We start from the raw sequence: 24,521 nt of genomic DNA on the forward strand, positions 1-24,521 counted from the left end.
TAATGTCAGCAAAGTAGTTCAAGGAGTTCGCAAACGTGAAGTGGTTGAAAGTAAATACTGTGTTGTTTTTCTCCGCGGCCTTATTGTTTTGGGCTCCCATCAGTCAGGCTGATACGCAATTCCGTGTCATTGTTGATGCCTCTGGCAGCATGCTTATCAGCGATCCAGACAAACTTACCTCAGAAGCCTTGCGCCTTATTTCCAACCTTGCTCCCGAAGAAGAAGCCACACTGGGAATTTGGCTATTTGGTGAAGCTCCTCGTGTTTTATTACCTGAATCTGTTGTCAATAAAAGCACCAAGGCGAAACTGGCTAGCTATGTTGATAGCTATGTGACGCAAGACGTTCAAACTGATTTAGAATCCATTATCAAAGTATTGTTAGAAACACCAAGCAGCAACGACCTTGAGCCAGGTTTTAATCAGCATTGGATTCTTGTGACAGACGGCATGGTGGATATCAGCCTTGATGATGCGATTAACCAAGCCTCTCGTAATCGTATTTTAAATGAATTAACCAGTGAGCTAGAGTCACAAGGGATTCATCTTCATACCATTTCCATGACAGGTTATACGGACAAAGAGCTGCTCGAAACACTCTCTCTTAGAACAGACGCAACACACACGGAAGTAGCGATTCCTGAAGATTTATTAGACACATTCGACCGTATTTTTACGCAAGCAGCGCCTTCTGATGAATTGCCATTTGATGGTAACCGTTTCCTTGTAGACGATGCGATTGAAGAGTTAACACTGGTTGTCTTCCACGAAAATGGCATCCAGCCTCACATCTTGAAACCAAATGGGCAGATTTTGTCTTTGGTAAATGGCGGTAATACCTCAGTTGCCGCATCCAATCATTATACTTTGATCACCATTACTGAACCTGATTCAGGTGAATGGCAAGTTAGTAATGTGGATTTGGAGCGAAGCAGTATTCGAGTTATTACAGATTTGAGCGCACAAGTGACCAAAGTGGCTCCTGTGGTTTTTCAAAATGAACCGATTTATTCCACAGTAGGATTGTTTCAAGAAGACATCTTGATTCAAGATGAAGACATATTGAGCTTGCTAAGCGTTAAGCAAACTCTGTCGCGTCTAAACGGAGAAAACAAAGACGTCGTTTTTTCTAATGCTATTCCTAAAAGAAACAGCCAGTTTAAACAGAGTATCGAAGGCATTCGTGAAGCCGGAAACTATGAACTAACCACTGAAATTGACGGAAAAACCTTTTCTCGCCAATTGACCCAATACTTTGCAGTTCATCCCGGAATTGAGTTTGAAGGTATGAATTCAGGCAGTAACTTGGTGACTTTTTCAGCAAAACCTGTGAATTTGAAGCTCAATGTGATGCGCTCTAATGTTCAGATCGAATTTACTGACGAGAGTAGCGCCATACAAACAGAGCTGATGCCACTGATTGGCCAAGGATATTGGGAAAAAGTGGTTCCAGTTGCCGCAGATCAACACGCTAAAGTCAGAGCCAGATTGATCGGCGTGACACAGACTGGAATGCGTTTTGATTATTGGACGCCTTATTGGCACTTTGACCGCGAAGGAGAAAACGCTGCGACAGTTCAATTAGGAGACGAAGTGCCACAAGGACTTTTGGTGACACCTGTGCCGTCCTCCAATCGAGATGTTATGCCTATTCTTGTTCCGCCTGCGATTACCGTTGTGAATGAAGTGGAAGGTGAAACAGAACCCGCATTGCCAGATACCAATGATGAGATAACAGAAGAATTAGAAAACGAGCCAACACCAGAAGAAGCAAGTGGATTATCCACAACAGAGTGGATGATGTATGTTGCCTTGAACCTAGGTGCCATAGTTATTATCGGTGGCGGTATTTTCTTATACCGACGACTAGCGAAGAAAAATAAATCAATAAAAGGCGATGATGTAAACGATGTGTGAGTTATTAGGCATGAGTGCGAATGTGCCAACGGATATATGTTTTAGTTTTTCAGGATTGCGTGCCCGTGGCGGCCGAACAGGGCCACATAAAGATGGTTGGGGAATGGCCATGTACCGCGATGGTGATGTTTGGTCGATTCATGACCCAAGACCAAGCGCTGATTCAGACATGGCAGAAATCATCAGCAGCACCTCATTAAAGTGCGACATTGTTATCAGTCACATCCGCCAAGCCAATGTTGGAGGGGTTTGTTTATTAAATACGCATCCTTTTAGTCGTTTGCTTTGGGGAAAAACCTGGTCATACGCTCACAATGGACAACTTGAAGACGCAATGGCATTGCCAGTTTCAGCTCATCACCCGCTTGGCAGCACAGATTCAGAGCGAGCTTTTTGCTGGATCATAGAGCAACTGCAATCGCGATTTGGTGAAAATGAACCTTCCCTAGAAATGCTCTCTGGTGCTTTATCTGAACTGGCGTTGCAACTAAAAGCCCGTGGCGTCTTCAATATGATGCTGTCCGACGGCGACAAATTATATTGCTTCTGCACCACCAAACTTCATTGGATCACCCGCCGAGCACCCTTTAAAAAAGCAACCTTATCGGATGAAGACGTCATCATCGACTTCAAAGAAGTTACCACAGACAAAGACGTCGTCACCGTCATCGCCACACAACCCCTGACTCAAGATGAAAAGTGGGAACAAATGGAAGAAGGAGAGCTTTGCGTCTTCGACGGCGGTGAAGTTGTCTGCCAGATTAAAGCGGAGCTTTGATTGCTCCTTCTCCATTGTTCAAAGGGAAGGTTTTTGAAAATATCTGACTTTGGTAGGTCGAAATTTATTTCGACAAGTTGTTTTTCTAAATTGTAGTTTTGTTAATAGCTTTAGTGATGGTTTTAGGGCTAATTACAGCTGGTGTTCCTGATTTATATTGGTTCATAAGTTCGCTTTCTATAGTAAGTGCTTGAATTGGTAAAATTTCCACTGTTACCTTTAGTCCAATAAAGTATATGTAAAACCTAGCCGCAAAAATTGCTCGTTGACGCGGGCGTTATCATTATTGAGGGATCATGGAAAATTTAATCATATATAATACAGAGGATATGTCATATAAAGATTTTGAGGTATCTAAATCTGATATTACAAAGGTTTTAGGTTTTAGAAATCTTCTGGTCAAAGCTCTAGATATAGAAATTATCTATGATCAAATCATTGAGGCTTACTGGGACTACAAGAACAAAGTGAACTATTGGAGTTTGAGGTCAGTATCATCTCCTTTCGCAGACTATATTTTTAATCATGAAATTCGCAGCTCATTGAATCGGCTAGCTTTTAATTTGTTTAATTTAGGTAAGTTATATCTAGACTGGCATTACAATGAAAAAAAGAATCGTTGTTTTTCTTTTGAATTAACAAGCAAGGTCAGCTCAAAGCAAAAAGTCATTGATCATCGTGAGGGAATCTTTGAAACAAATCTGAATTATGTCGTTGGTTGTAAGCTTCGTGCTAACAGTCAGCATAGCGCACTCCCCGTTAGAACCTTCACTACAGGTGTAGGTTATGATCATGATACTTCCAGTCGGACTGCTAATTTTAATATCTATTATTATTACGATGATTTGGTAAAGGCTGGTGTACCTAAAGAAAGGTTATCTAAAAATATTAAGCTTGACCTTACTGATATAATTGACGGCTTTGTATACGCTATTTCTCAAAAGCATATGTTAAATCGCAAATTAACGGCGGTTGTTGTTAGTGAAGCGCGAGCTTCACTAATGTCAATGTGGCAAAATTATGCTACTGAAGCTGGTTTTGATAATTATCGATGTGAAGTACACCCACAAGAAAATAAAAGAATTGATTTATCTCTGGAGTGGTTTGACGTTTTCGAACACTTGAAAGAAAAGCACAGAAATTCCATTAATTATTCAAAAATAGCGTTTAAACAATAATGTTAACAAGAAGGTTAAGAGTTACTATCAATATTTGACACCCTTATCTTAAAACCCCTCCTTTCACATCATTATTAACCGACCAAAAGCCTTACGCTCGCATGTAAGGCCAGCCTTTCATTTGCTGATGAGCAATGTATTGAACCGCTGCATCGACTTGCTTCACGTTGTCCTGAGCGGAAAGGGATTGCGCTTGAAGGCTGTTACGACAAATCACTAATCTACTCAAAATATCCTCGTCATTTAAGGTAACGGCTAATGCTGCCGCTGGGCCATTAACGACGATTTCTACTTGAGCATCGGATTCTAGTTTCAGTAAATTACGAGCGTTATTCTGAGCGCGTTTTAGCGCATCGACTGTTGGTGCGTGTATTAATAATTGAGTAACCGCCATACCAATATCCTTTTTCAATTAAAGTGCGTTTGCGATGTCTTGAGCCAATTTTTGCAACGTGTCTGTTCCGCGATGGCGGGGACGAGGCAGGTCAATTCGCTTATCTAACACTATGTTCGCCGGCGAACCAGAAAGTACAATGACACGGTCTGCCAAATACACCGCTTCTTCAATATCGTGAGTGATAAACATCACGGCTTTTTGAGTTTGCTCCCAAATGGTTAATAGCTGATCTTGCAGGTGATGGCGAGTAATGGCATCTACCGCACTAAAAGGCTCGTCCATTAATAATAAGTGAGGCTTAACCGCTAATGCTCTGGCAATGCCGCCACGTTGTACTTGCCCGCCAGACAATTGATGAGGCCAGCGCTCAGCCAGTTCTTCAAGGCGTGCTAGTTTTAAGACTTCGTCTACGCGTTCACGTTTTTCTTCCGCTGTTAGTTTAAGTCCTTTTAGACCGTAAGCCACATTGCTGCGTAATCGACGCCAAGGCATTAAGCGACCATCTTGAAACACCACTCCACGAGAGCGTCTTGTGTCATCTTCTTCAACATGAAGTTCAATGTTGCCATGGCTGGCGGTAGCCAAACCTGCTACACAGCGCAATAGAGTGGATTTACCAACACCAGAGCCACCGACAACCGCGATGAATTCGCCGTCTTCCATGCGAAGGTTTAAGCCAGAGAAAACGGGATCTGGATTGTTACCATAGTGATAACTTAAGTCTTCGATATTTAAGATGGACGCCATGTCAGCACTCGCTTTTCAATAAAACCAAACAGGGTATCGCTCAAGGTGTAAACCAGAGAAATAATCAGCATGTAAACCACAACGACTTCATAAGCACCGACACCAGCGGCGGAATTCATTTCTTGTCCCATGCCCGGAACGCCTAGAAGCTCTGCGGCGATGAGCGTCATCCAAGCTTGTCCAATGCCAGTTCGAATACCAGAGAAAATCCCTGTTGCGGCGCCCGGCAAGGTTACTTGAAGCGCTTGGCGCAAGTGTCCGTTTTGACCAAAAGCACGAGCCAGTTCATAAAAGCGGGAATCCACATTACGTACTGCAGAGTAAGTCGCAAAGTAATTTACCCAGAACACGCCGATGGCAATAACGAAGGCAGCGCCTGCATGGCTGACTTTGAACCAAGCAATGGCAAACACAACCCAAGCCAAAGGTGGAATAGGGCGAAGAATTCGTGCTAACCAAGCATGTAGCGCATCCAACAAAGAAGAAGAGGCGGCTAATGTACCGACCAAAAAGCCAAGGGAAGTGCCAATTGCTAAGCCCCAAACATAGTGAACCAAACTGGACAGAATGGCTGGAACTAAACGGTCTGATGACCACTCATCGATCAATGCTTGTGGCAATCGAAAAGGGTCTGGTATGGTGCCGGCTGCTGCCCAGCCTGCGGCTTGAGCGTATTTCCAAAGCAGTACAAATGCCGCTACACCAATAACGCCCAATAAGGCACGCCCTGATCGAGAGCGTGTTAAAGGGTGAGATTCTAATGCCATGATACTGGATTACTCCTGAGTTAAATCGTTGTAAAAACGAACATCAAACAAGGCATCAAGATCGACACTTACTTTAAGTGTACCTTGGCTCGCTTGGAAATCATGCATGGTGCGAGTGCCGTCGATGATGGCGTTCGGGTTCGCTTCAAACTGATCGTGTGAGTTTTTCAAAGCGGTTAGCGTAATCTTCGCAGGCAAGCGACCGCCACCAACGTATTTGCCAACAGCCTTCACCGCTTCTTCTGGGTTGTTACGCAACTCAGCGGTAGCAGCAATGTGCGCTTTTACTAAAGTTTTGACCAGTTCAGGTTGTTCATTGATTAATGCTTCGCGCACAACCATTACCGCACCTGGCTGATGAGGGAACATACCAGAACCAGAAGCCACTACTTTGGCATCCGATTTTTTGTCACTAATAATGCTTACAACCGGCTCTAAAATCGCTGCGCCATCGACGGCTTCTGTCATTAGGGCTTGTTGTACCTGAGCTGCGCCTTGGTAAATGATATCGATGTTTTGCGTGATGTCGTCACTGCTCATGCCAAGCTGTTTTTGTAACCAATACTGCAATACGGTTTCTGGCACAGAACCTCTTGGGAAAGTAGAAATTACCGCTTTACGACCTTGGTCTGCTTTGAAACGAGCAAAGGCTGTTTTCGCATCGCCATTTTCAAAGTAAGGAGACAAATTACCCAAAGCCACCATGCTGATTTGCTCAACGATGTTTGAAGCGACAACTTTAATGTCTGCGCCTTTCGCGCGAGCAACCATTGCTGGCCCAATACCAAGATAGGCAACGTCTAACTGACCAGCTAATAAAGCTTGAACAATGGCTGGGCCATTTTGGAACTGGAACAATTCAGGGTCACTGACACCTGCGTCTTCTAAAGTGTCATTTTCCAAAACAATAAAAGCTTGAGAAATTGGGATAATCGGCATGTAACCAATTTCAAGGCTATCTTTGGCTGCGTTTGCTACGTTGCTCAAGCCACACAAAAGCAAAGTCATCAGGGTTATGATTCGGGACATTAGAGCACTCCGGGAAGTTGAAAAATTAAGCACGAATTATATATAAAATAAAAGAATATTAAACAAGTGTTCAAGATCGTTTCGAACTAAATAAAGAAGCCATTTTGTGCAAACTGGAGTAAATAAGCTGCGCTTTCTCTTTTAAATGAAGATGAGATTCGTCAAAGCTCATGAATGAATTGATCATTTCGATTAAGAGCGAATCTATTTAGAATCACCTGCGTGTTGTAATTGGTAGAATAGGGTACAATTCTCCGAAATCGGATCAATGAGAATTGTTCCGCTTATTTGTGTCCTTCATTACGAAATAGACTGTTTTAAATTTTTTAAGGTATTTTCAAATTATGACTAGCAATCATGAATCCGTAGACGCTTCTAACTCAGTTGAAGATAGCTGCTGCAGTAGCTCTAGTTGCTGCGCCCCTGTTGCTCCAGTTAAACGTGACCAACCAAAAATTGGTCGTAACGACCCTTGCATTTGCGGCAACGGTAAAAAATATAAAAAGTGCTGTGGTAAGAACGCCTAGCTAGCTGCTTTTATCCCTTCTTTTTGCTTCATAAAAAGAAGGGTTTTATTCTGCATTGCAGAAGACAATGACACTCCCGCTTTTATTTATCATTCCAGCTCATAATCTCTGATTTATTAATTGAACCCTACAGGTATTCATTATGAATTTTGATACGACGAATCCTATGTTAATGCTTATCGATCTGCAAAATGCGATAGACGATCCTAGTTGGGGTGTTCGAAATAACCCAGAAGCGGAAGATAAAATCCAAACCTTGCTGAAAAACTGGCGAGCCAAGAAACTGCCGATTTTGCACATCAAGCACATGTCGACTGAACCAGAATCAAAATACTTTCCGGGCACTGTAGGGAACGATTTTAAACAAGTTGCCATGCCTTTGGATTCTGAAGATGTTATAGAAAAAGACACGAACAGCGCGTTTATCCGGACAAACCTTGATGGTTATCTGCAAGAGAGAAGCATATCTGAGGTCGTCATTGTGGGGGTGATAACAAATAACTCTGTCGAAGCGACCGCGAGAATGTCAGGTAATTTGGGTTATAAAACCTTTGTTGTTTCTGATGCTACTTATACCTTTGATATGAAAGACTTTGCAGGTCAATTGCACACAGCGGAAACGGTTCACAATATGTCTCTTGCGAATCTACAAGGTGAGTATGCTCATATATTAAATACAGAAGAAGTCCTGAAGCGAATAGTAAGTGGAGAAGATCAATGTACAAAGACATCATAGACTTCTGGTTTACTGAGTTGGAGCCAAAGCACTGGTGGCAAAAAGACACTGCATTTGATGCCATGATCCAACGTCGGTTTGGTTCACTGCATGAGCAGGCCAAAGCCGGAGAGCTGTTTAGTTGGCGAGAGACAGCATTAGGTAGTCTTGCTGAAGTCATTATTCTCGATCAATTTTCACGAAACATTTATCGCGATGAACCGGAGTCGTTTGTCTGTGATACTTTAGGTTTGGCATTGGCTCAGTTTGCTATTTCGAAAGGCTTTGATACAGAATTAGCTACAGCGGAGCGGAGCTTCTTATACATGCCTTTTATGCACAGTGAATCAAAACTGATTCATGTTGAGGCTGTGAAGCTGTTTGAATCTTTAGGTAATGAAAGTAATTTAGAATTTGAACATAAACACAAGGTTATCATCGATAGGTTCGGTCGCTATCCTCATCGAAATGCGATTTTAGGACGAGTATCAACACCAGAAGAAGTTGAATTTCTCAAGCAAGAAGGCTCAAGCTTTTGAGTTCATTAAGTTGCTTTTCTCGTTTTTATCGAGCTTCGATTGCTGTTATCCTAGCGCCATTATTGGTGTAACAGAGTAGATAGAATGATTAATGATAACGATGTGATACTAACACTCGAAGAACTTGAAGCCTTTTTGCGTGTCATTGAGATGGGCACTTTGGGACTAGAAAACGTTGCTGGTGTCGCCTTGGCAAGAAGTAACAGTGATGGTCGTCCGTTTGTCGCCGTGTTAGATGATAAACAGCAATTAGTATTGGGACGTTGGGTAACAGAAGAAGTATTCGAAAACGGCAAAGACATGGTTCGTTACGGTACAAAGAAAACCCATTAAGCAAAAGACTCTCACTCTTTCGCTTATAGTAAAAAATCCCGCTTAAGCTTTTGCCTAAGCGGGATTTTTGTATGTCATAAAAAGCTTTACTGAACCAGTTCGTTGTCCGTAAATTCGCCTTCAAATAAGGCAGTAGACAAGTAGCGTTCGCCTGAATCTGGTAATACAACGACAATTTTTTTATCTTTAAAATCGGCTTCTTGGCTTAAACGCTCTGCAGCGACAACCGCCGCACCACAAGAAATACCACACAAAATGCCTTCTTCGCGCATCAAGCGTTTTGCCATAGCAATGGCATCTTCATTAGAGACTTGCTCAACACGGTCAACAATAGATAAATCTAGGTTTTTAGGAATGAATCCCGCACCGATGCCTTGGATTTTATGAGGTGCTGGTGTTGGGTCTTCTCCACTCATTGTTTGTGTAATAACTGGCGAGGTTGTTGGTTCTACCGCAACACTGGTGATGGCTTTGCCTTGTGTGTTTTTAATGTAACGACTTACGCCAGTAATTGTGCCGCCAGTGCCGACACCGGCAACTAACACATCAATTTCGCCATTTGTGTCTTGCCAGATTTCTGGACCAGTGGTTTTTTCATGAATTTCTGGGTTTGCTGCGTTTTCAAACTGCTGAAGGTGAACGAAATTGTCGTCTTGAGCAATTTCTTCTGCTTTCGCAATGGCGCCTTTCATGCCTTTTGCTGGCTCAGTTAAAACAATATTGGCACCAAGTGCTTTCATGACTTGGCGACGTTCAATACTCATGCTTGATGGCATTGTAATGGTAATTGGGTAACCGCGAGACGCAGCAACGAAACATAAGGCAATGCCTGTGTTACCACTTGATGCTTCAACAATGGATTTGCCTTTGGTCAAAATGCCTTTCTTTTCAGCGTCCCAAACCATGTTTGCACCGATACGGCATTTCACAGAAAAGGCTGGGTTACGCGACTCTAGCTTCGCCCAGATGTTGCCATTACCTATGCGGTTTAAACGTACTAAAGGCGTATTGCCAATGGTAAGAGAGTTATCTTCAAATACTTGGTTAGACATACCACTTCCTTTTTTTATTGGTAGTTGAATGATTGCTGCCTATCGTCGCAGCATATTGGTTTCACTATAACCTCTTGATGGGGATTAATGTTAGAATTTCCAACTATATAGATAGAAGCTACGCGCGACGCTAAGTTATTAAAGCCATGTTTGTATAAAACGCAGCACTTATAAGTGAAAGTGCTCAGCGACGTAAGCGCCCAATTAGACAGGATACCTTTTTAGATACCATGGAAAATCATGCTGTGATGACACGTGATCGTCATCTTATTGTCCGTAAAAAAGCCCAGTTAGCGAAACGTCAAAAAGACGGTTTACCCAGTGATCGTATGGCGAATGAATTGTCTGCCATGACGGAAAAGTCGAATGCTTTATATCAAGCCAGATTGGCTTGTTTACCGAAAGTCACTTATGACGAAAGCTTACCGGTTGCAGCTCGTGCTGATGAAATTATCAAGGCGATTCAAGATAACCAAGTTGTCATTATTGCGGGTGAAACTGGCTCTGGTAAAACCACTCAATTACCTAAAATGTGTCTGCAAGCAGGGCGCGGTATTGCAGGTGTAATTGGTCATACTCAACCAAGACGAATCGCTGCACGCAGTGTGGCAGAGCGCATTAGTGACGAGTTGCAAGTGAAGCTTGGGGAACAAGTTGGTTTTCAAGTGCGCTTTAATGATGAGAGCAATGAAGAAACGCTCATCAAATTAATGACGGACGGTATTCTTCTCGCAGAAATTCAACAAGATAAGTTTTTATACAAATACGACACCATCATCATAGATGAAGCCCACGAGCGTAGTTTAAATATTGATTTTCTGTTGGGATATTTGAAGCAAGTTTTGGCCGCTCGCCCTGACTTGAAGGTGATTGTAACCTCTGCAACCATCGACGTTGAGCGTTTTTCAGAACACTTTAATAACGCCCCAATCATTGAGGTTTCTGGTCGAACTTACCCTGTTGAAATCCGTTACCAGCCTTTGTTGAGTAAGTCTGATTCCGAAGAGTTAGATGAAGATCAAAGTATGGAGCAGGGGGTGCTGGATGCAGTTGAACTCTTGATAGCCGAAGAGCGACAATCTGGTTATCGCGGCGCGGGTGATATTTTGGTGTTTTTGCCCGGTGAACGAGAGATTCGTGAAACCGCAGAGATTTTACGCCGAGCCGAATTACGTTCTACCGAAGTGCTGCCTTTGTACGCAAGATTAAGCGCCAGCGAACAGCAGCGAATCTTTAAATCCCATGGCGGTCGTCGAATTGTTTTATCAACGAACGTCGCCGAAACCTCTTTAACAGTTCCCGGTATTCGTTATGTGATCGACCCTGGTTTGGCGCGAGTCAGCCGTTACAGTGTGCGTTCAAAGGTTCAGCAATTACCGATTGAAAAAGTCAGCCAAGCCAGTGCCAACCAAAGAGCTGGGCGATGTGGTCGTGTTGCCGATGGTATTTGTATTCGTCTTTATGATGAGGCAGATTTTGAAAGCCGCCCAGAGTTTACGGACCCAGAAATATTCCGTACCAATTTGGCGTCGGTTATTCTGCAAATGGCGAACTTGAAACTCGGTGCTGTTGAGAAATTTCCTTTTGTTGAAATGCCAGAAAAACGCATGATCAACGATGGTTATCGTGCTTTGACGGAATTGGGGGCTTTATTTAAAGATCGTTTAACGCCCATTGGTCGCCAGCTTGCTAAGTTGCCGATTGACCCAAAATTAGGGCGAATCTTGATCGCAGCAGAAAAACACAGTGTTTTGAAAGAAGTGGCGATTATTGTCAGTGCTTTATCGGTTCCTGATCCAAGGGAGCGTCCGCAAGATAAGAAAACCCAGTCAGACCAAGCTCATGCCGTAGACAAAGATGAAGACTCGGATTTCGCGGTTTTCTTGAATTTGTGGGAGCGTTTTGAGGCTCAGCGTCAAGCTTTGTCCCAGAATCAACTTCGCCAATATTGCCGCAAGCAGTTTTTGAATTTCATGCGAATGCGGGAATGGCGCGACATCCATCGACAAATCATGATTGCTTGTAAACAACTGGGCTTTAAAGAAGTACAGCACGAAGAGCGTCACTATGAAGCGATTCACCGATCCTTGTTAGCTGGTTTGTTTACGCAAGTGGCGAACAAAATGGAAGACAGCAAAGAAATGTTAGGTTGTCGTTCTCGCAAGTTGTCTATTTTTCCGGGTTCTATGCTGTTTAAAAAGCCGCCGCAGTGGATTATGGCGGCGGAACTGGTGGAAACCAGTAAGCTGTATGCGCGGGTGACAGCCAGAATTGATCCGGCTTGGATCGAAGAATACGCGGCGCCTTTTGTGAAACGTCAATACTTTGATCCGCACTTTGAGCGTAACCAAGGTCGAATCATGGCGAGTGAGCAAGTGTCGCTTTATGGTTTGGTGATAGTGGCTAAACGTCGAATAGATTATGGTCATGTTAATCCAGAAGAAGCTCGTGAAATCTTCATTCGTTCTGGTTTGGTAGAAGGTGAATTGCGGACTAAATTGGCTTTTTATCGCAAGAATAAAGCCTTGGTGGAAACACTGGAAACGCAAGAAGCCAAATTGCGTACGCGAGATATTTTAGTTGATGATGAAGCCGTATTTGCCTTCTATGATAAACGCTTACCAGCGGATGTTCGTAATCTCAAAAGCCTAGAATATTTTGTTAAAAAGTCTCCTGACGCTTTAGTGATGACGCGGGAAGATTTAATTAACCAAGATGTGAATGTTGATGACGTGGCGTTTCCAGACTCCTTCGGTTTGAATGGTGTGGCGCTGCCGATCGATTATAAATTTGACCCTGGCAAAGCAACCGATGGTGCGACGCTGAAAGTGCCTGTTGGTTTGTTAAGACAGCTAAGTTTGGAAGATTTAGGTTGGGCGGTTCCTGGTTTTATTAAAGAAAGATGTGAAGCCTTGTTGCGCTCTTTGCCGAAAGCCTTGCGTCGTCGTTTTGTACCGATTCCGCAGTTTGTTGACCGTGTTTATCCGAATCTTTCCAAAGACAAAGGGGATTTGTTAGAACAACTCAGCTTACAAATTAAACGTGAAACCTTGATTGATATTCCATTGAACGAGTGGAATGCGGAGAAATTGGATTCCCATCTTACTTTGAATTTAGAAGTGGTGGATGAGCGCGGGAAGATTCTTGGTGTAGGGAAAGATCTTGGGAAATTACAGAATCAGTTTAGTGATTTGGTTGAAGAGAGCTTTGCTAAGTTCGGTACGAAACAGCATGAGCAAGAAGACTTAACTGCTTGGCCAGATCAAGACATCCCTGAACGCCAAGAAATCAAACAAGCGGGCATTAAAGTGACGGCGTTTCCAGCGTTAGTCGCGGATGGCGAGAAGGTTTCATTGAAAATGTTTGATGACAAAAATACCGCCATCGAAACCCACAGAAAAGGAGTGATTACTTTATTGAAGTTAACGCTCAATAAAGAAATGCGTTATCTGCAAAAGAATCTGCCACACCTTAAAGAGTCTATGCTGATTTTTGCTCCCATCGGCAAGAAAGAGCTTTTATTAGAAGACTTGTTGAATGCCATTTTAGACAAGGTGTTTTTAGACGGACGTGCTTTACCGAGGACAAAAGCTGAGTTTGAGCAAAGTGTCTTGGTCCATAAATCGAATCTGATTACCGTGGCGAATGAGATGGCAGAGCAGCTTTATCGTGTGTTGTCGTCTTATCAAGGTGTGGCGAAGAAAATGAAGGGAAGTATTCCTCTGCCTTGGACCCGAATTTACGGCGATATCAAACTTCAACTCGGCGAGCTGATTTACCCAGGTTTTATCGGTAATACGCCTATCTTTTGGCTTGGGCAATTGCCCCGTTACTTCAAAGGTATTGAGGTGCGTTTAGAGCGTTTTCAAAATCATTTGAACAAAGAGAACGCTTATGTGTCTGAATTGGAAGGCCTTTGGCAAACCTACACAAGACAGAAGAAAGCCCATGACGAGAAAACACTATACGACCCAGAGTTAGTGAAGTACCGTTGGATGCTAGAAGAATATCGTATTTCTTTGTTTGCTCAATCTGTTGGTACATTAGAGCCTATTTCTGATAAGCGACTTTCTAAACAGTGGCAAGAAGTGAAAAAGTTAGTTTGATTTGTCTAGCGCTGAGTGCTTCAAGTCTGATGCTATGTGACAAGTGATGAATTAAGGACAGTGAAATGTTTAAAGTAATGGGTTCTGTGTTTTTGAGTTTTTTGTTGACCTTCTCTCAGCCGAACTTTGCTGCTACGGAAGAAGATCCATGGGAAGGTTTCAACCGTGCCATGTTCACCTTTAACGATACGCTTGATGGTGCGATATTAAAGCCAGTTGCACAGGGTTATAAGGCTGTGACGCCAACGCCAGTCCAAAAAGGCGTTACGAATTTCTTCTCGAATTTGGGAGAGATCAGCAATATCGTTAATAATTTATTGCAAGGTAAATGGGACGGCACAGCGTCTTCTACTTGGCGCTTTGTGATTAACAGCACGGCAGGTTGGTTTGGCATTTTCGATGTGGCCAGTGAACTTGGCTTAAAAGAATACGATGAAGATTTTGGTCAGACTTTAGGTTACTGGGGCGTTTCGTCTGGACCTTATTTAGTTTTGCCATTTTTTGGCCCTTCAACATTACGTGATGGCGCTGGTCTAGTAGTCGATTACACGGCCTATGATGACGGCGAAGAACTGTTTTTAGATTTAACGTATGAAGAATATCTTGCCACTTTGGCGTTAGACGTTATTGAAACTCGTGCACGTTTGCTAAGTGCTGAGTCATTAATTTTTGGTGATCGATACACTTTTATTCGAGATGTGTATTTGCAGACCCGAGCTTTTGAAGTGTACGACGGCAATGTACCAGCTAAGCAAAATCAATCAGCGGATGAAAGTGTTGATGATGATAGTTGGGGAGACGATAGCTGGGGCGACGAAGAAGACAGTTGGGGCGATGACTCTTGGGAAGACGACGCTGGTGGAAGTTGGGCTGAGTAAGCTAATTTCAAAAGGGTATAATTAATTGTGAAAAAGGCCTGCTTTCAATAATGAAAGCAGGCCTTTTTTGGCACTTTTGCTTTGAACTCATTTCTAAGTAAAAGCTACTTCAAAGACACATGACTCGCTAAAGTGATCTTTAAGAGTTTCCCAGAATCCGTTCCGATATAAAGCGCACCTTCAGAATCCTGCGCAATAGAGCGAAGGCGTTCTGCTAAATTTTCTAAGTAGCGTGTTTCTGTGGTTTCACCATTTTCGGCAATTTTCACTTTATTCAAATGTCTTAATGCCAACGCCGTCGATAGAAAATCTCCATTCCAATTGGAAAACAACATGCCTTGGTATCGAAGCAGGCTACTTGGTGCGATAGAAGGAATAAACACTTTAGCTGGATTGTCTATGCCGTCTTTCGTTGTACCTTCACCTATGCTCTCTGAGCTAGAATATTCCTTACCATAAGAGACAATTGGCCAACCATAATTCGCCGCTGGACGAATTAGGTTTATTTCATCACCGCCTTTGGGACCATGTTCGTTTGACCAAAGAGTTTGTGTGCTTTGGTCATAAAATAAACCTTGAGGGTTTCTGTGGCCGTAGCTCCATATCTCATTCTTGATCTTGGCATGAGAGACAAACGGATTGTCTGCCGGTACTTGTCCATTTAAGTTCAAACGAAGAATAGCGCCAGCATGATTGGTTAAGTCTTGTGCGTTTTCTCGCACGCCTCTGTCGCCGATAGAGAAAAACACATGGCCTTTATCATCAAAAGCAATGCGACCGCCGTAATGCCTTGTAAATGGTGATGCGGATTCTGTTACCAGCAAATCTTCCCATTGGCTTAAGCTATTGTTCGATAAAATGGCTCTGGCTAATGTTGTTCGAGCGCCTTCATTAGAAGGTTTAGCATAGGTGAAATACAACCAAGCTTGATTGTTAAAATCAGGCGACATAGCCACATCTAATAAACCACCTTGGCCTTTGTTATCAACACTTGGTAAGCCTGTAAGACGTTGTTTATTGCCTGTGCTTAAATTTACTCGATAAGCCTCACCTTTTTGTATAGTGATAATAGCTTCTTGATCATTAAGTAGCGCAATACCCCATGGCGTGCCATCAAATTGCGTTACTTGTTTAATATTCAGTGAATCGTCAACAATGACAGCATTTGAGGCGTTAGCATTTAGCACCATGAAGCTGGCTAAAAATAGTATCCAAATTTTCATATGGCGACCTCTCCCGCGAATGTTTGTCTAGTATAGCGAAAAACACATAGGAAATAGGGCGTGGGGAAAGACTTCCTCTGCAATTGCAGATTGCTTACCTAGTTGAATGAAGTGTTCATGATGGAGGTCTGAAGTGCCTTAAATAAGCAAGAATTTGCTGTTTGTTTTTAGCCTACAAAGCGTTCATTTTGCTTGACGTCACGTGTGACCACGGCATTGGCACCAATAATGGCGTTATCTTGTATGGTGATGCCTGGCAAAACTTTAGCACCGCCACCAATCCAGACATTATTGCCAATGTTAATCGGTTTTGCGAAGCAGGCACCAGTAATGCGTTGTTCGGCTTCTCTTGGGTGATCCACAGTATAAAAATGTGCACCGGGTCCAATGAGCACATTGTTGCCAATATGAATGGGAGCGCTGTCTAAAAACACACAATGGAAATTAATGTAGACCTTGTCGCCAATGTGAATTTGAGAGCCGTAATCGCATTGGAATCCGGGTTCAATTACTACACTACCAAATTCGGCAAAGAGGCGCGTAACATGGCGTAAGTTGCCTTTACTTGGATGGGCATTAAATTTGGCACAGGCAAGGCGGGCCGTTTCTCTGCGCAAGCGCAGATCTGTGTCGATACCATTAAAAGACTCACCACGGATCATCTTTTCAAATTCAGTCATGTTCGTTCCTATTGTTTAAATAAGACTCTCAAATAAAAAGCTCAAATAAAAAAACGCGGTTCATGTTTGGTGAACCGCGTTTTCTAAACAGCTTGTTTATGATGAAAGCGAAACTTACAGCATAGAAGCCAAGGTCACTTCTAACTTACGCTGATCAACGGCAAAGTTACGGATGCCTTCAGACAGTTTTTCAGTTGCCATAGCGTCTTCGTTCATGGCCCAGCGGAAAGCCGCTTCTGTGATTGCTGCAGGTGCTGGTTTGATCTCGCTTGCAGGAACCAGTTTACGCTCTAGTTTGCCTTCGTCTTTCTTCAACTCTTCTAGTAGCGCAGGGCTAATCGTTAGGCGATCACAACCGGCAAGCTGCTCAATTTCTCCAATGTTACGGAAGCTTGCGCCCATAACAACTGTTTTGTAACCGTGCTCTTTGTAGTAGTTGTAGATCTCAGTCACAGAAACCACACCTGGATCCGTTTTCGCTGTGTAGTCTTCGCCAGTCGATTTTTTGTACCAGTCAAGAATACGGCCTACGAAAGGAGAGATCAGGTAAACACCCGCTTCTGCACAAGCTTGTGCTTGAGCGAAAGAGAACAGTAGCGTTAGGTTACAGTTGATGCCTTCTTTTTCTAATTCTTCAGCCGCTTTGATGCCTTCCCAAGTAGAAGCCGCTTTGATCAATACACGATCACGAGAAACGCCAGCTTCTTCATAAAGTGCGATCAGTTTACGCGCTTTTGCTAATGTAGCGTCTTTGTCAAAAGACAAGCGTGCATCTACTTCTGTCGAAATGCGGCCTGGTACGTATTTAAGAATTTCAGTACCAACGATAACAGCAAGCTTATCGCCAGCGTCTAGAATTTGCTGCTCTTTATCATTGCTTTGCGTTTTCGCCCAAGCAACGGCTTGCTCTAGGAAAGGAGCGTATTCAGGGATTTGTGCTGCTTTTAGCATCAAAGATGGGTTTGTTGTCGCATCTTCTGGTAAAAAATCTTTAATTGCTGTGATATCACCTGTATCGGCCACAATGGTCGTGAATTCTTTTAATTGAGATAACTTATTACTCATTGTTTTATCCTTTGTGTTGATGGTGTTTGACCAAATCAATGGCTTCTAATAGTACATTAATTGTAGCATCCGCTTTATGACCTTTTTCGGACAAATATCGACGGAACTGTTTTCCGCCAGCTTCTCCTTGAAAAATGCCTAAAATGTGTCGAGTCAGATGCAAAAGGCGTTCGCCTTCATTCAGTTTACGTTCCACATAAGGAACGAATGCTTCTAACGCTTGGTAGCGATCTGTTACTAGAGGTTGACCATGAAATAAGGCTTCATCAACTTGGCTTAATAGCCAAGGATTGTGATAAGCCTCACGACCAACCATAACGCCGTCGACCTTGGTTAATTGTTCTTGGCTTTCTTCTATGGTCTTTATGCCGCCATTTATAATGATTTCAAGGTCTGGAAAGTCTTGTTTTAGCTGATGTACATAATGGTACTTCAATGGTGGCACTTCGCGATTTTCTTTCGGACTCAAACCTTGCAAAATGGCATTGCGTGCATGAACAATAAAAGTTGTCACACCTGTTGTGGCGATTTCACCCACAAAGTCGCGGACAAAATCATAGGATTCTTCATCATCCAAACCAATTCGATGTTTAATTGTAACAGGCAGATCGCAAGAGTCTTGCATGGCTTTCATCGCATCTTTGACTTTTTCAGGGTGCGCCATCAAACAAGCACCAATTAAGCTGTTTTGTACGCGATCGCTTGGACAACCTGCATTTAAGTTTACTTCGTCAAAACCTGCTTGCTCTGCCATTTTGGCACACTTACCCAGATCCTTCGCGTCAGAACCGCCTAGCTGCAAAGCAATAGGATGCTCGCAATCATCGTAACGTAAAAAGCGTTCTGGGTGATTGCCATGCAATAAGGCGCCTGATGTCACCATCTCGGTATAAAGTAGGGTTTGCTTAGTCAGTGTTCTCGCGAAAACTCGGTAATCGGATGTCGTCCAATCCATCATGGGTGCAATGGAGAAGCGTCTATCTACTGAATCGCTTGATTTTAAAGGCTTTGAATTGCTTTCTATGACTTTGTCGTCTGTCATTAAATTGGTCTTTTATGGTCGAAAATACAGTTGAAAAATAATCGCTCAATTATGTCATAAAAGCCTAGGGATTCTAAGAGGTGACGCTCGTTACTTTAGAAAGAAAAAGTAACTTCCAGAGTTTACTTAATGCCTCTTCAAGTATAGATCTAGCTAAGAATCTAGATATTTCTAATATCTGGCATGTATATCAATTAATTATATAGTGAATATGCAATGAGTGTAAAAAATGTATACAAAAATGCATGCTCTAAATATAATGCGGCTTTTCATGTCATGTATAACAAGAGGTGACCATGTTACGGATTCTTAATGATTGTAGTTTAAGTGCGGTAGTCGCGGGTTTTGTTGCTGTTCTTATTGGTTTTGCGAGTTCTGTTGCGATTGTCTTTCAGGCTGCTCAATCAGCAGGAGCAGATGCTCATGTCATTGTTTCTTGGATCATGGCGCTCGGTTTTGGTATGGGAGCCACCTGTTTCTTTCTTTCCTTGTGGTATCGCGCCCCTGTTATTACTGCCTGGTCTACACCGGGGGCCGCTTTATTGGCGACAAGCTTAGGTTCTATAAGTTATGCCGAAGCAATTGGTGTTTTTGTGTTTGCAGGCGTTCTCACTGTATTGACTGGTATCTCTGGCTTCTTTGACAAAATGATGCGTTTAGTTCCGCTTCCTATTGCTTGCGCCATGTTGGCTGGGGTGTTGTTTCAATTTGGGTTATCTGTTTTTGACGCCATGGGCAGTCATGTATTTTTGGTCGGAATCATGTTGATGACTTACTTAGTATGTAAGCGACTTATGCCTCGTTATGCTGTTCTATTTGTTTTGGCAGCAGGTGTGTCATTTGCCGTAGCTGAATCAAATGGTCGTCTTTTTTCAGATATTCCTTTTGAATTGGGTGCCTTAGTGTGGGTTTGGCCTGAGTGGAATGTGAGTGCATTAATTGGCATTGGTTTGCCTTTGTATATTGTCACCATGACGTCACAAAATGTTCCAGGCGTTGCTGTTATGCGCAGTAGTGGTTATCAAACACCTGTTTCGCCTTTGATCAGTTGGACTGGCGTGGCGTCAATTGTGTTAGCTCCATTGGGTGGTTTTGCTTTTAATTTAGCGGCCATTACGGCGGCTATTTGTTCTGGTGAGGAATGTCATAAAGACCCAGAGCGCCGTTATGTGGCAGGGTTGTCAGCGGGTGTTTTCTATCTAGTTGCAGGATTGGCCAGCTCTTCTGTTGTGGCTTTGTTTGCTATTTTTCCAGCGGCAATGATTGCGGCTTTAGCCGGTATTGCTTTACTGGGAACGATAGGTATGAATTTGAAAAATGCAATGGTGGACGATGGGAATAGAGAGGCGGCTTTAATTACATTTCTGGTGACAGTTTCAGGTGTTTCATTTTTTGGTATTGCTTCCGCGTTTTGGGGGATTGTGTTTGGCGTTATTTGCTTGCTGATTTCAAACATAAAGGCCAAGTAGTCAGTTTACTTATGAATATTAAAGAGGCGATTAAAGGAGACATACTCAATAATCAATTACCTAGAGGTGTTCCTCTGCGTCAGGTTGAGTTGTCCGAGCGATATAAGGTGAGCCGAATTCCGATTCGTGATGCGCTTTTGTCGTTAAAGGCAGAAGGGTGGTTATCACCTCATGGAAAAGCAGGTGTTATGGTTCCTGAATTTCGTTGGGAAGAAGCGGAAGATCTTTATTTGATGAGATCAAGGTTAGAGTGCCTTCTGTTTGAAATGGCCTTTGACCACATTGGTGAAACGGAATTGAAAGCGGCTAGGCTTATTTTATCGGAGCTAAATCAAGAGAGTTTATCTCTTATCCAGTATGGTGAGATGAATTGGCATTTTCATAGTGTGTTGTATCAAGCGGCAAACAGAGTGGCGTTGCATCAGGTTGTTGAAGGGTTAAATGAGAAAGTCATTCGTTATCTTGGTTTTCAATATGGGCCTTTAGGATACCGAGTTGAAAGTGAGCAGCAGCACGAAGAGTTGTTATGGCTTATAGAGCAAAATGATAAACAGGGTGCATTGATCTTTTTGCAGCAGCATATAGAAGAAGCAGGGAAGTTATTAACCGAATATCTAAAGAGCCAATCTCCTCAATAAGAAGAGCCTGTTAAATTTTTTAGGATAAGGCTGTTTTTTTATTTCAACAATAATACTAACATTGCGATGTTTGCTTTTTGCTTGTTACGTTTAAAGCTCATACATACGTTTTCTCTATCAGTCCTATCTTTATTTCGATTGCCTCAATCCTTGCTCTTCTTTACTGTTGTTTTCATATTGTTTTAACGATTTGAAGGGAGCTCCATGAACCAAGTATTGAATACCTTACAACCCAGTGCGATTTGGCGACATTTTCAAACCTTATGTAATACTCCAAGACCCTCTTATTACGAAGCACAGTTGAGAGATCATCTTATTCAATGGGCGACGTCTTTAGGGTTAGAAACCTATGTTGACCCTGCTGGAAACCTTTTGATTCGTAAAGCCGCATCGAATGGCATGGAAGACAGGGAAACCGTTGTGCTACAAGGCCATTTGGATATGGTGGCGCAGAAAAATGCCGATGTGGATCATGATTTCACCAAAGACCCAATTGTGACTCAGGTTATCGATGGTTGGGTTCATGCGACAGGCACAACACTGGGTGCAGACAATGGTATCGGTGTTGCGGCGGCGATGGCGGTATTGGAATCGACGGACTTGTCTCACGGGCCAATTGAAGCGCTTTTTACCATAGAAGAAGAAACCAGTTTACGTGGTGCTTTGCAGTTAGAAAAAGGCATTTTAAAAGGCAAAATTTTACTGAATTTAGACTCCGAAGATCGTGGTGATGTGTACATAGGTTGTGCCGGTGGTGTTGATATCAACATAGAAAAACATTACAAGGCGTTGCCCGTGAAGGGGGATAAAAAAGCCTTTGAGATTGTTGTTTCTGGTTTGCGTGGCGGCCATTCTGGATTAGACATCCATAAAGGTCGTGCGAGTGCGAATGTCTTGTTGATTCGTTTGTTGAATCTGCTTAAAGAAGAATGTGATTTTGGGCTGAGTGGTTTTACTGGCGGCACTTTACGTAATGCTATTTCTCGTGATGCCAGCGCGACTATCAATGTTAAGTCTACGGACGAAGCCAAGCTATTTGCCTTTGTTACTGAATTTGAAAGACGCACTCAGGCTGAATTTGTTAGTACCGAACCTAAGTTGCTGGTTTCTCTTGTTCCCTCAGAAGTGGATGCTGAATTGGAAGCCGATGCTAAAGACGCTTTGTTGAACGCTATTTATTGCGCGCCTCATGGTGTACATAGAATGAGTGCGGATTTGGACGGCGTGACAGAGACATCTTGTAACCTTGGTGTGATTAATCTTAAGAATTCCAAAGACGGCGAGAAGGTATTTGATGCTTGTTTGCTGGTACGTTCTTTGGTGGATTCTGCGGTTGAACATCTTGCTCATGTAGCGAAATCCGCTTTTTCTTTGATTCATGCGGATGTGAATTTAGAAAATGGTTATCCGGGGTGGAGACCAGACCCAAATGCGGGCTTGCTCAAGCATTTTCTTGATGTTCATAAAGAAGTGATGGGACAAGAAGCCAATGTGAAAGTGATTCACGCAGGGTTAGAGTGCGGCATCATTGGTGCAAAATACGCTGGTATGGAAATGGTGTCTTTTGGCCCGAACATTCGAGGCGCTCACTCACCGACGGAACGCATGGAAATTGATTCCGTAGGGGATTTCTGGCGATTGCTCGTGGCCTTATTGGCGTCAACACCAAAGGCGGCTTAGAGTATATTAGTCGTAAGTTTGCCTGCGACAACCAAGAAAAAGGGAGCTAATAGTACAGCTCCCTTTTTTAAATATTTTCTATTGTGACTCAAGTATCTGTTATTGGGAGAGAATAATATCCGTAATGCCTTCTGCGGATAGAATCTCAATCCAATAACCGTCTGGGTCTTTAATGAAAGCCAACCCTTTCATTGAACCATCGTCTGGTTTTTTGACAAATTCCACATCGTATTTGGCAAAGCGTTCACTGGCCGCATACACGTCTGGTACGCTGATGCCTATGTGTCCAAAGCCACGCGGGTCCTCATTGCCATTATGGTAGCCTGGGAAGTTTTCATCTTTCTCGCTGCCCCAGTTATGAGTTAGTTCAATTAAGGCAGGACGACGGAAAACCCATTCGGTTTTGGTTTTATCGTCGCCTTCTGGTATTTCGTTTTCATAGCCTAAGAAGTAAAGCGTAAATTGCATTGCTGGGAAGTCGTATTTTCCCAATAGCTTCATGCCTAATACTTTTTGATAAAACTCCAACGACACAGCTGGGTCTTTAATGCGCAACATGGTTTGTTGCAGTACATAGCCTTTAGTGGCTTGAGAGATTTCTTCTTGGGATTCGTTATAGCTAGACATCGTACAATCCTTGATGAAAGTGAATAGAATCTAAATAGAGGTGCGTGAAATAGTGTGCTCTATGGTAATCATCTATAGCCTGAATTTAAACATCCTAATGCAGTTTTAAAAGCGGCTCGATGATCAGAGTGTGGCATAATATCAAGATCATAATTTGGTTAGGTTGAGGTAATGGACTCTCACGAATTGACGGTGAAATTAGATGCGGATGTCTTCGCTGCAGAAACTGGAGACAATTTGTTGTCGTCTTTGTTAGCTCAGGGTGCGGATGTCCGTTACGGCTGCAGAGCGGGGGCCTGTGGTGCATGTCGTCTTTATGACCTGAATAACTGTGAATCTCTTTTATCCTGCCAAACATCGATATCTTCTGATATGGCGTTAAGTACACAAACGCCTGCCGCTTCTGTTGAGTTTTCTATTTTGGCTTTGAATTCGCTCGATGACTCTAACGTTGAGATAACGCTGTTAGGTCCAAGTGATGACTCCTTTGGCGATCGAGTGTTCGTATCTGCATCTAAAGCACACCACTTTGTTGAATGCATGGCATTAAATCAAGCCGGTGCGCCGCTTAAAATTATTTTACAGAGAAGTGCGTTTTCTAAGACTGAGTGGCAAAAAGTGAAAGCGTTTGCGATTAACGACTCATTAGGTGTTCAGACTTTATCAGGCGTAAGAAAAGGGCGCCTGCTTTATGAAATGGATTTGAGTGCTTTTCCTGTTCTGGTTGTGTCTTCTGCTGATAATGGTGTGTTTGAGCCTTATTGGCGTGAGGCTTTAGGAGAAATTGTTACTCAAAAAGTGGCATTTTTAAAACTTGCTGCTGGAAGTCTATGCCATCCATTAGAAGATGAGGCTTTTGTTACCTTTCTAAATAAGGTGGTCGCTGAATCAGGCACGTCATTACATATTATTTATCACGGTCAAAACTTACCTGAAAAGGATTGGGAGCAAGCGCTTCGTCCTTTTAGAATCCGAACCTCGCAATTACATTTTGTTCGTTAGTTTTTTGTAGTTTGTTAAATATACTGAATTATTGCTTTTTTCGGCGCTTTATAACTTTAAAAACATATCTGCTATGGCTGTTCATGACAAAACCATTACTTTAAAATGAAGATTATATGAATTTAATGTATGG

General features: G+C 42.8%; 23 protein-coding genes. 13 read left to right on the top strand and 10 right to left on the bottom strand.

All coding sequences use genetic code 11. The features are described 5' to 3' along the window. Positions 1 to 35 precede the first annotated feature (35 nt). The 3 genes from ACMUMQ_RS11145 to ACMUMQ_RS11155 all read left to right on the top strand — a co-directional run bounded on the left by ACMUMQ_RS11145 (position 36) and on the right by ACMUMQ_RS11155 (position 3,872). On the top strand, positions 36 to 1,916 hold the full coding sequence (locus ACMUMQ_RS11145) for a VWA domain-containing protein (RefSeq protein ID WP_414682064.1): 1,881 nt from the start codon (positions 36 to 38) through the stop codon (positions 1,914 to 1,916). Beyond that, the gene (locus tag ACMUMQ_RS11150; protein WP_414682065.1) at positions 1,909 to 2,694 is read left to right on the top strand and encodes a class II glutamine amidotransferase; all 786 of its coding nucleotides are present in this window, start codon (positions 1,909 to 1,911) and stop codon (positions 2,692 to 2,694) included. Before ACMUMQ_RS11145 ends, ACMUMQ_RS11150 begins: the two co-directional genes overlap by 8 nt. Positions 2,695 to 2,990: 296 nt before the next feature. Then, the gene (locus ACMUMQ_RS11155) at positions 2,991 to 3,872 is read left to right on the top strand and encodes a hypothetical protein (protein WP_414682066.1); all 882 of its coding nucleotides are present in this window, start codon (positions 2,991 to 2,993) and stop codon (positions 3,870 to 3,872) included. Between the two features lie 91 nt (positions 3,873 to 3,963). Here the strand turns inward: ACMUMQ_RS11155 and ACMUMQ_RS11160 are convergent, their stop codons facing one another. From ACMUMQ_RS11160 to ACMUMQ_RS11175, 4 genes are read right to left on the bottom strand one after another with little or no spacing between them, the layout of a single operon-like run. Next, on the bottom strand, positions 3,964 to 4,266 hold the full coding sequence (locus tag ACMUMQ_RS11160) for a DsrE family protein (RefSeq protein WP_414682067.1): 303 nt from the start codon (positions 4,264 to 4,266) through the stop codon (positions 3,964 to 3,966). 18 nt (positions 4,267 to 4,284) lie between these two features. Beyond that, positions 4,285 to 5,016 carry an ABC transporter ATP-binding protein gene (locus ACMUMQ_RS11165; protein ID WP_414682068.1) on the bottom strand — a complete coding sequence of 244 codons (732 nt, stop codon included), beginning with the start codon at positions 5,014 to 5,016 and terminating at the stop codon, positions 4,285 to 4,287. Continuing rightward, entirely contained in the window at positions 5,001 to 5,783 is a 783-nt protein-coding gene (locus tag ACMUMQ_RS11170; RefSeq protein WP_414682069.1) for an ABC transporter permease, read from the bottom strand. The genes ACMUMQ_RS11165 and ACMUMQ_RS11170 overlap by 16 nt, the downstream gene beginning before the upstream one ends. 9 nt (positions 5,784 to 5,792) lie before the next feature. Next, entirely contained in the window at positions 5,793 to 6,812 is a 1,020-nt protein-coding gene (locus tag ACMUMQ_RS11175; protein ID WP_414682070.1) for an ABC transporter substrate-binding protein, read from the bottom strand. Between the two features lie 344 nt (positions 6,813 to 7,156). Here ACMUMQ_RS11175 and ACMUMQ_RS11180 point away from each other — a divergent pair, with 344 nt between their 5' ends. The 4 genes from ACMUMQ_RS11180 (at position 7,157) to ACMUMQ_RS11195 (ending at position 8,926) form a co-directional block, all read left to right on the top strand. Beyond that, positions 7,157 to 7,339 carry an SEC-C metal-binding domain-containing protein gene (locus ACMUMQ_RS11180; RefSeq protein WP_414682071.1) on the top strand — a complete coding sequence of 61 codons (183 nt, stop codon included), beginning with the start codon at positions 7,157 to 7,159 and terminating at the stop codon, positions 7,337 to 7,339. 142 nt (positions 7,340 to 7,481) lie between these two features. Next, complete coding sequence (locus ACMUMQ_RS11185; protein WP_414682072.1) at positions 7,482 to 8,075, top strand: cysteine hydrolase family protein; 594 nt, start codon at positions 7,482 to 7,484, stop codon at positions 8,073 to 8,075. Further along, the gene (locus tag ACMUMQ_RS11190; protein WP_414682073.1) at positions 8,057 to 8,593 is read left to right on the top strand and encodes a DUF924 family protein; all 537 of its coding nucleotides are present in this window, start codon (positions 8,057 to 8,059) and stop codon (positions 8,591 to 8,593) included. The genes ACMUMQ_RS11185 and ACMUMQ_RS11190 overlap by 19 nt, the downstream gene beginning before the upstream one ends. Positions 8,594 to 8,677: 84 nt before the next feature. Continuing rightward, complete coding sequence (locus ACMUMQ_RS11195; protein WP_317004114.1) at positions 8,678 to 8,926, top strand: hypothetical protein; 249 nt, start codon at positions 8,678 to 8,680, stop codon at positions 8,924 to 8,926. An 86-nt stretch (positions 8,927 to 9,012) separates the two neighbouring features. On the opposite strand, the gene cysK is transcribed toward ACMUMQ_RS11195, so the two are convergent. Continuing rightward, the gene (gene cysK / locus ACMUMQ_RS11200; RefSeq protein WP_414682074.1) at positions 9,013 to 9,978 is read right to left on the bottom strand and encodes a cysteine synthase A; all 966 of its coding nucleotides are present in this window, start codon (positions 9,976 to 9,978) and stop codon (positions 9,013 to 9,015) included. A gap of 248 nt (positions 9,979 to 10,226) precedes the next feature. Between cysK and hrpA the strand changes: the two genes are divergently transcribed. Together hrpA and ACMUMQ_RS11210 are read left to right on the top strand one after the other, a co-directional pair. Next, the gene (gene hrpA, locus ACMUMQ_RS11205; protein WP_414682111.1) at positions 10,227 to 14,084 is read left to right on the top strand and encodes an ATP-dependent RNA helicase HrpA; all 3,858 of its coding nucleotides are present in this window, start codon (positions 10,227 to 10,229) and stop codon (positions 14,082 to 14,084) included. Between the two features lie 65 nt (positions 14,085 to 14,149). After that, positions 14,150 to 14,962, top strand: a complete 813-nt coding sequence (locus ACMUMQ_RS11210) for an MlaA family lipoprotein (protein WP_414682075.1) — start codon at positions 14,150 to 14,152, stop codon at positions 14,960 to 14,962. A 104-nt stretch (positions 14,963 to 15,066) separates the two neighbouring features. Here the strand turns inward: ACMUMQ_RS11210 and ACMUMQ_RS11215 are convergent, their stop codons facing one another. From ACMUMQ_RS11215 to dusA, 4 genes are all read right to left on the bottom strand, one after another. After that, positions 15,067 to 16,185, bottom strand: a complete 1,119-nt coding sequence (locus tag ACMUMQ_RS11215) for a PQQ-dependent sugar dehydrogenase (RefSeq protein ID WP_414682076.1) — start codon at positions 16,183 to 16,185, stop codon at positions 15,067 to 15,069. A 167-nt stretch (positions 16,186 to 16,352) separates the two neighbouring features. Continuing rightward, positions 16,353 to 16,865: a sugar O-acetyltransferase gene (locus tag ACMUMQ_RS11220; protein WP_414682077.1), complete on the bottom strand. Its 513-nt coding sequence runs from the start codon at positions 16,863 to 16,865 to the stop codon at positions 16,353 to 16,355. A 114-nt stretch (positions 16,866 to 16,979) separates the two neighbouring features. Continuing rightward, on the bottom strand, positions 16,980 to 17,930 hold the full coding sequence (tal, locus tag ACMUMQ_RS11225; protein ID WP_414682078.1) for a transaldolase: 951 nt from the start codon (positions 17,928 to 17,930) through the stop codon (positions 16,980 to 16,982). Positions 17,931 to 17,934: 4 nt separating this feature from the next. Continuing rightward, positions 17,935 to 18,972 carry a tRNA dihydrouridine(20/20a) synthase DusA gene (gene dusA / locus ACMUMQ_RS11230; RefSeq protein WP_414682080.1) on the bottom strand — a complete coding sequence of 346 codons (1,038 nt, stop codon included), beginning with the start codon at positions 18,970 to 18,972 and terminating at the stop codon, positions 17,935 to 17,937. A gap of 296 nt (positions 18,973 to 19,268) precedes the next feature. Here dusA and ACMUMQ_RS11235 point away from each other — a divergent pair, with 296 nt between their 5' ends. From ACMUMQ_RS11235 to ACMUMQ_RS11245, 3 genes are all read left to right on the top strand, one after another. Continuing rightward, positions 19,269 to 20,441, top strand: a complete 1,173-nt coding sequence (locus ACMUMQ_RS11235) for a benzoate/H(+) symporter BenE family transporter (protein WP_414682081.1) — start codon at positions 19,269 to 19,271, stop codon at positions 20,439 to 20,441. Positions 20,442 to 20,452: 11 nt separating this feature from the next. Next, positions 20,453 to 21,079, top strand: a complete 627-nt coding sequence (locus tag ACMUMQ_RS11240) for a GntR family transcriptional regulator (RefSeq protein WP_414682082.1) — start codon at positions 20,453 to 20,455, stop codon at positions 21,077 to 21,079. Between the two features lie 204 nt (positions 21,080 to 21,283). Next, positions 21,284 to 22,759, top strand: a complete 1,476-nt coding sequence (locus ACMUMQ_RS11245; protein WP_414682083.1) for an aminoacyl-histidine dipeptidase — start codon at positions 21,284 to 21,286, stop codon at positions 22,757 to 22,759. Between the two features lie 99 nt (positions 22,760 to 22,858). On the opposite strand, the gene gloA is transcribed toward ACMUMQ_RS11245, so the two are convergent. Further along, positions 22,859 to 23,386 carry a lactoylglutathione lyase gene (gloA, locus tag ACMUMQ_RS11250; protein ID WP_414682084.1) on the bottom strand — a complete coding sequence of 176 codons (528 nt, stop codon included), beginning with the start codon at positions 23,384 to 23,386 and terminating at the stop codon, positions 22,859 to 22,861. A 171-nt stretch (positions 23,387 to 23,557) separates the two neighbouring features. Between gloA and ACMUMQ_RS11255 the strand changes: the two genes are divergently transcribed. Then, positions 23,558 to 24,388 (top strand): 2Fe-2S iron-sulfur cluster binding domain-containing protein, encoded by an 831-nt coding sequence (locus ACMUMQ_RS11255; RefSeq protein ID WP_414682085.1) that lies wholly within the window; start codon positions 23,558 to 23,560, stop codon positions 24,386 to 24,388. The last annotated feature ends 133 nt before the right edge of the window (positions 24,389 to 24,521 follow it).

The sequence above is a fragment of the Marinomonas algae genome, from assembly GCF_047525555.1.
In the GTDB taxonomy this organism is placed as follows: domain Bacteria; phylum Pseudomonadota; class Gammaproteobacteria; order Pseudomonadales; family Marinomonadaceae; genus Marinomonas.

Bases quoted from the DNA above. Each gene is read 5' to 3' on its own strand.
- ACMUMQ_RS11210 (WP_414682075.1), top strand. From the start codon at position 14,150: ATGTTTAAAGTAATGGGTTCTGTGTTTTTGAGTTTTTTGTTGACCTTC.
- ACMUMQ_RS11220 (WP_414682077.1), bottom strand. From the start codon at position 16,865: ATGACTGAATTTGAAAAGATGATCCGTGGTGAGTCTTTTAATGGTATC.
- hrpA (WP_414682111.1), top strand. From the start codon at position 10,227: ATGACACGTGATCGTCATCTTATTGTCCGTAAAAAAGCCCAGTTAGCG.
- ACMUMQ_RS11155 (WP_414682066.1), top strand. From the start codon at position 2,991: ATGGAAAATTTAATCATATATAATACAGAGGATATGTCATATAAAGAT.
- ACMUMQ_RS11185 (WP_414682072.1), top strand. From the start codon at position 7,482: ATGAATTTTGATACGACGAATCCTATGTTAATGCTTATCGATCTGCAA.
- tal (WP_414682078.1), bottom strand. From the start codon at position 17,930: ATGAGTAATAAGTTATCTCAATTAAAAGAATTCACGACCATTGTGGCC.
- ACMUMQ_RS11255 (WP_414682085.1), top strand. From the start codon at position 23,558: ATGGACTCTCACGAATTGACGGTGAAATTAGATGCGGATGTCTTCGCT.
- ACMUMQ_RS11195 (WP_317004114.1), top strand. From the start codon at position 8,678: ATGATTAATGATAACGATGTGATACTAACACTCGAAGAACTTGAAGCC.
- ACMUMQ_RS11150 (WP_414682065.1), top strand. From the start codon at position 1,909: ATGTGTGAGTTATTAGGCATGAGTGCGAATGTGCCAACGGATATATGT.
- ACMUMQ_RS11190 (WP_414682073.1), top strand. From the start codon at position 8,057: ATGTACAAAGACATCATAGACTTCTGGTTTACTGAGTTGGAGCCAAAG.
- ACMUMQ_RS11170 (WP_414682069.1), bottom strand. From the start codon at position 5,783: ATGGCATTAGAATCTCACCCTTTAACACGCTCTCGATCAGGGCGTGCC.
- ACMUMQ_RS11180 (WP_414682071.1), top strand. From the start codon at position 7,157: ATGACTAGCAATCATGAATCCGTAGACGCTTCTAACTCAGTTGAAGAT.
- ACMUMQ_RS11160 (WP_414682067.1), bottom strand. From the start codon at position 4,266: ATGGCGGTTACTCAATTATTAATACACGCACCAACAGTCGATGCGCTA.
- cysK (WP_414682074.1), bottom strand. From the start codon at position 9,978: ATGTCTAACCAAGTATTTGAAGATAACTCTCTTACCATTGGCAATACG.
- ACMUMQ_RS11165 (WP_414682068.1), bottom strand. From the start codon at position 5,016: ATGGCGTCCATCTTAAATATCGAAGACTTAAGTTATCACTATGGTAAC.
- dusA (WP_414682080.1), bottom strand. From the start codon at position 18,972: ATGACAGACGACAAAGTCATAGAAAGCAATTCAAAGCCTTTAAAATCA.
- ACMUMQ_RS11215 (WP_414682076.1), bottom strand. From the start codon at position 16,185: ATGAAAATTTGGATACTATTTTTAGCCAGCTTCATGGTGCTAAATGCT.
- ACMUMQ_RS11235 (WP_414682081.1), top strand. From the start codon at position 19,269: ATGTTACGGATTCTTAATGATTGTAGTTTAAGTGCGGTAGTCGCGGGT.
- ACMUMQ_RS11175 (WP_414682070.1), bottom strand. From the start codon at position 6,812: ATGTCCCGAATCATAACCCTGATGACTTTGCTTTTGTGTGGCTTGAGC.
- gloA (WP_414682084.1), bottom strand. From the start codon at position 23,386: ATGTCTAGCTATAACGAATCCCAAGAAGAAATCTCTCAAGCCACTAAA.
- ACMUMQ_RS11240 (WP_414682082.1), top strand. From the start codon at position 20,453: ATGAATATTAAAGAGGCGATTAAAGGAGACATACTCAATAATCAATTA.
- ACMUMQ_RS11245 (WP_414682083.1), top strand. From the start codon at position 21,284: ATGAACCAAGTATTGAATACCTTACAACCCAGTGCGATTTGGCGACAT.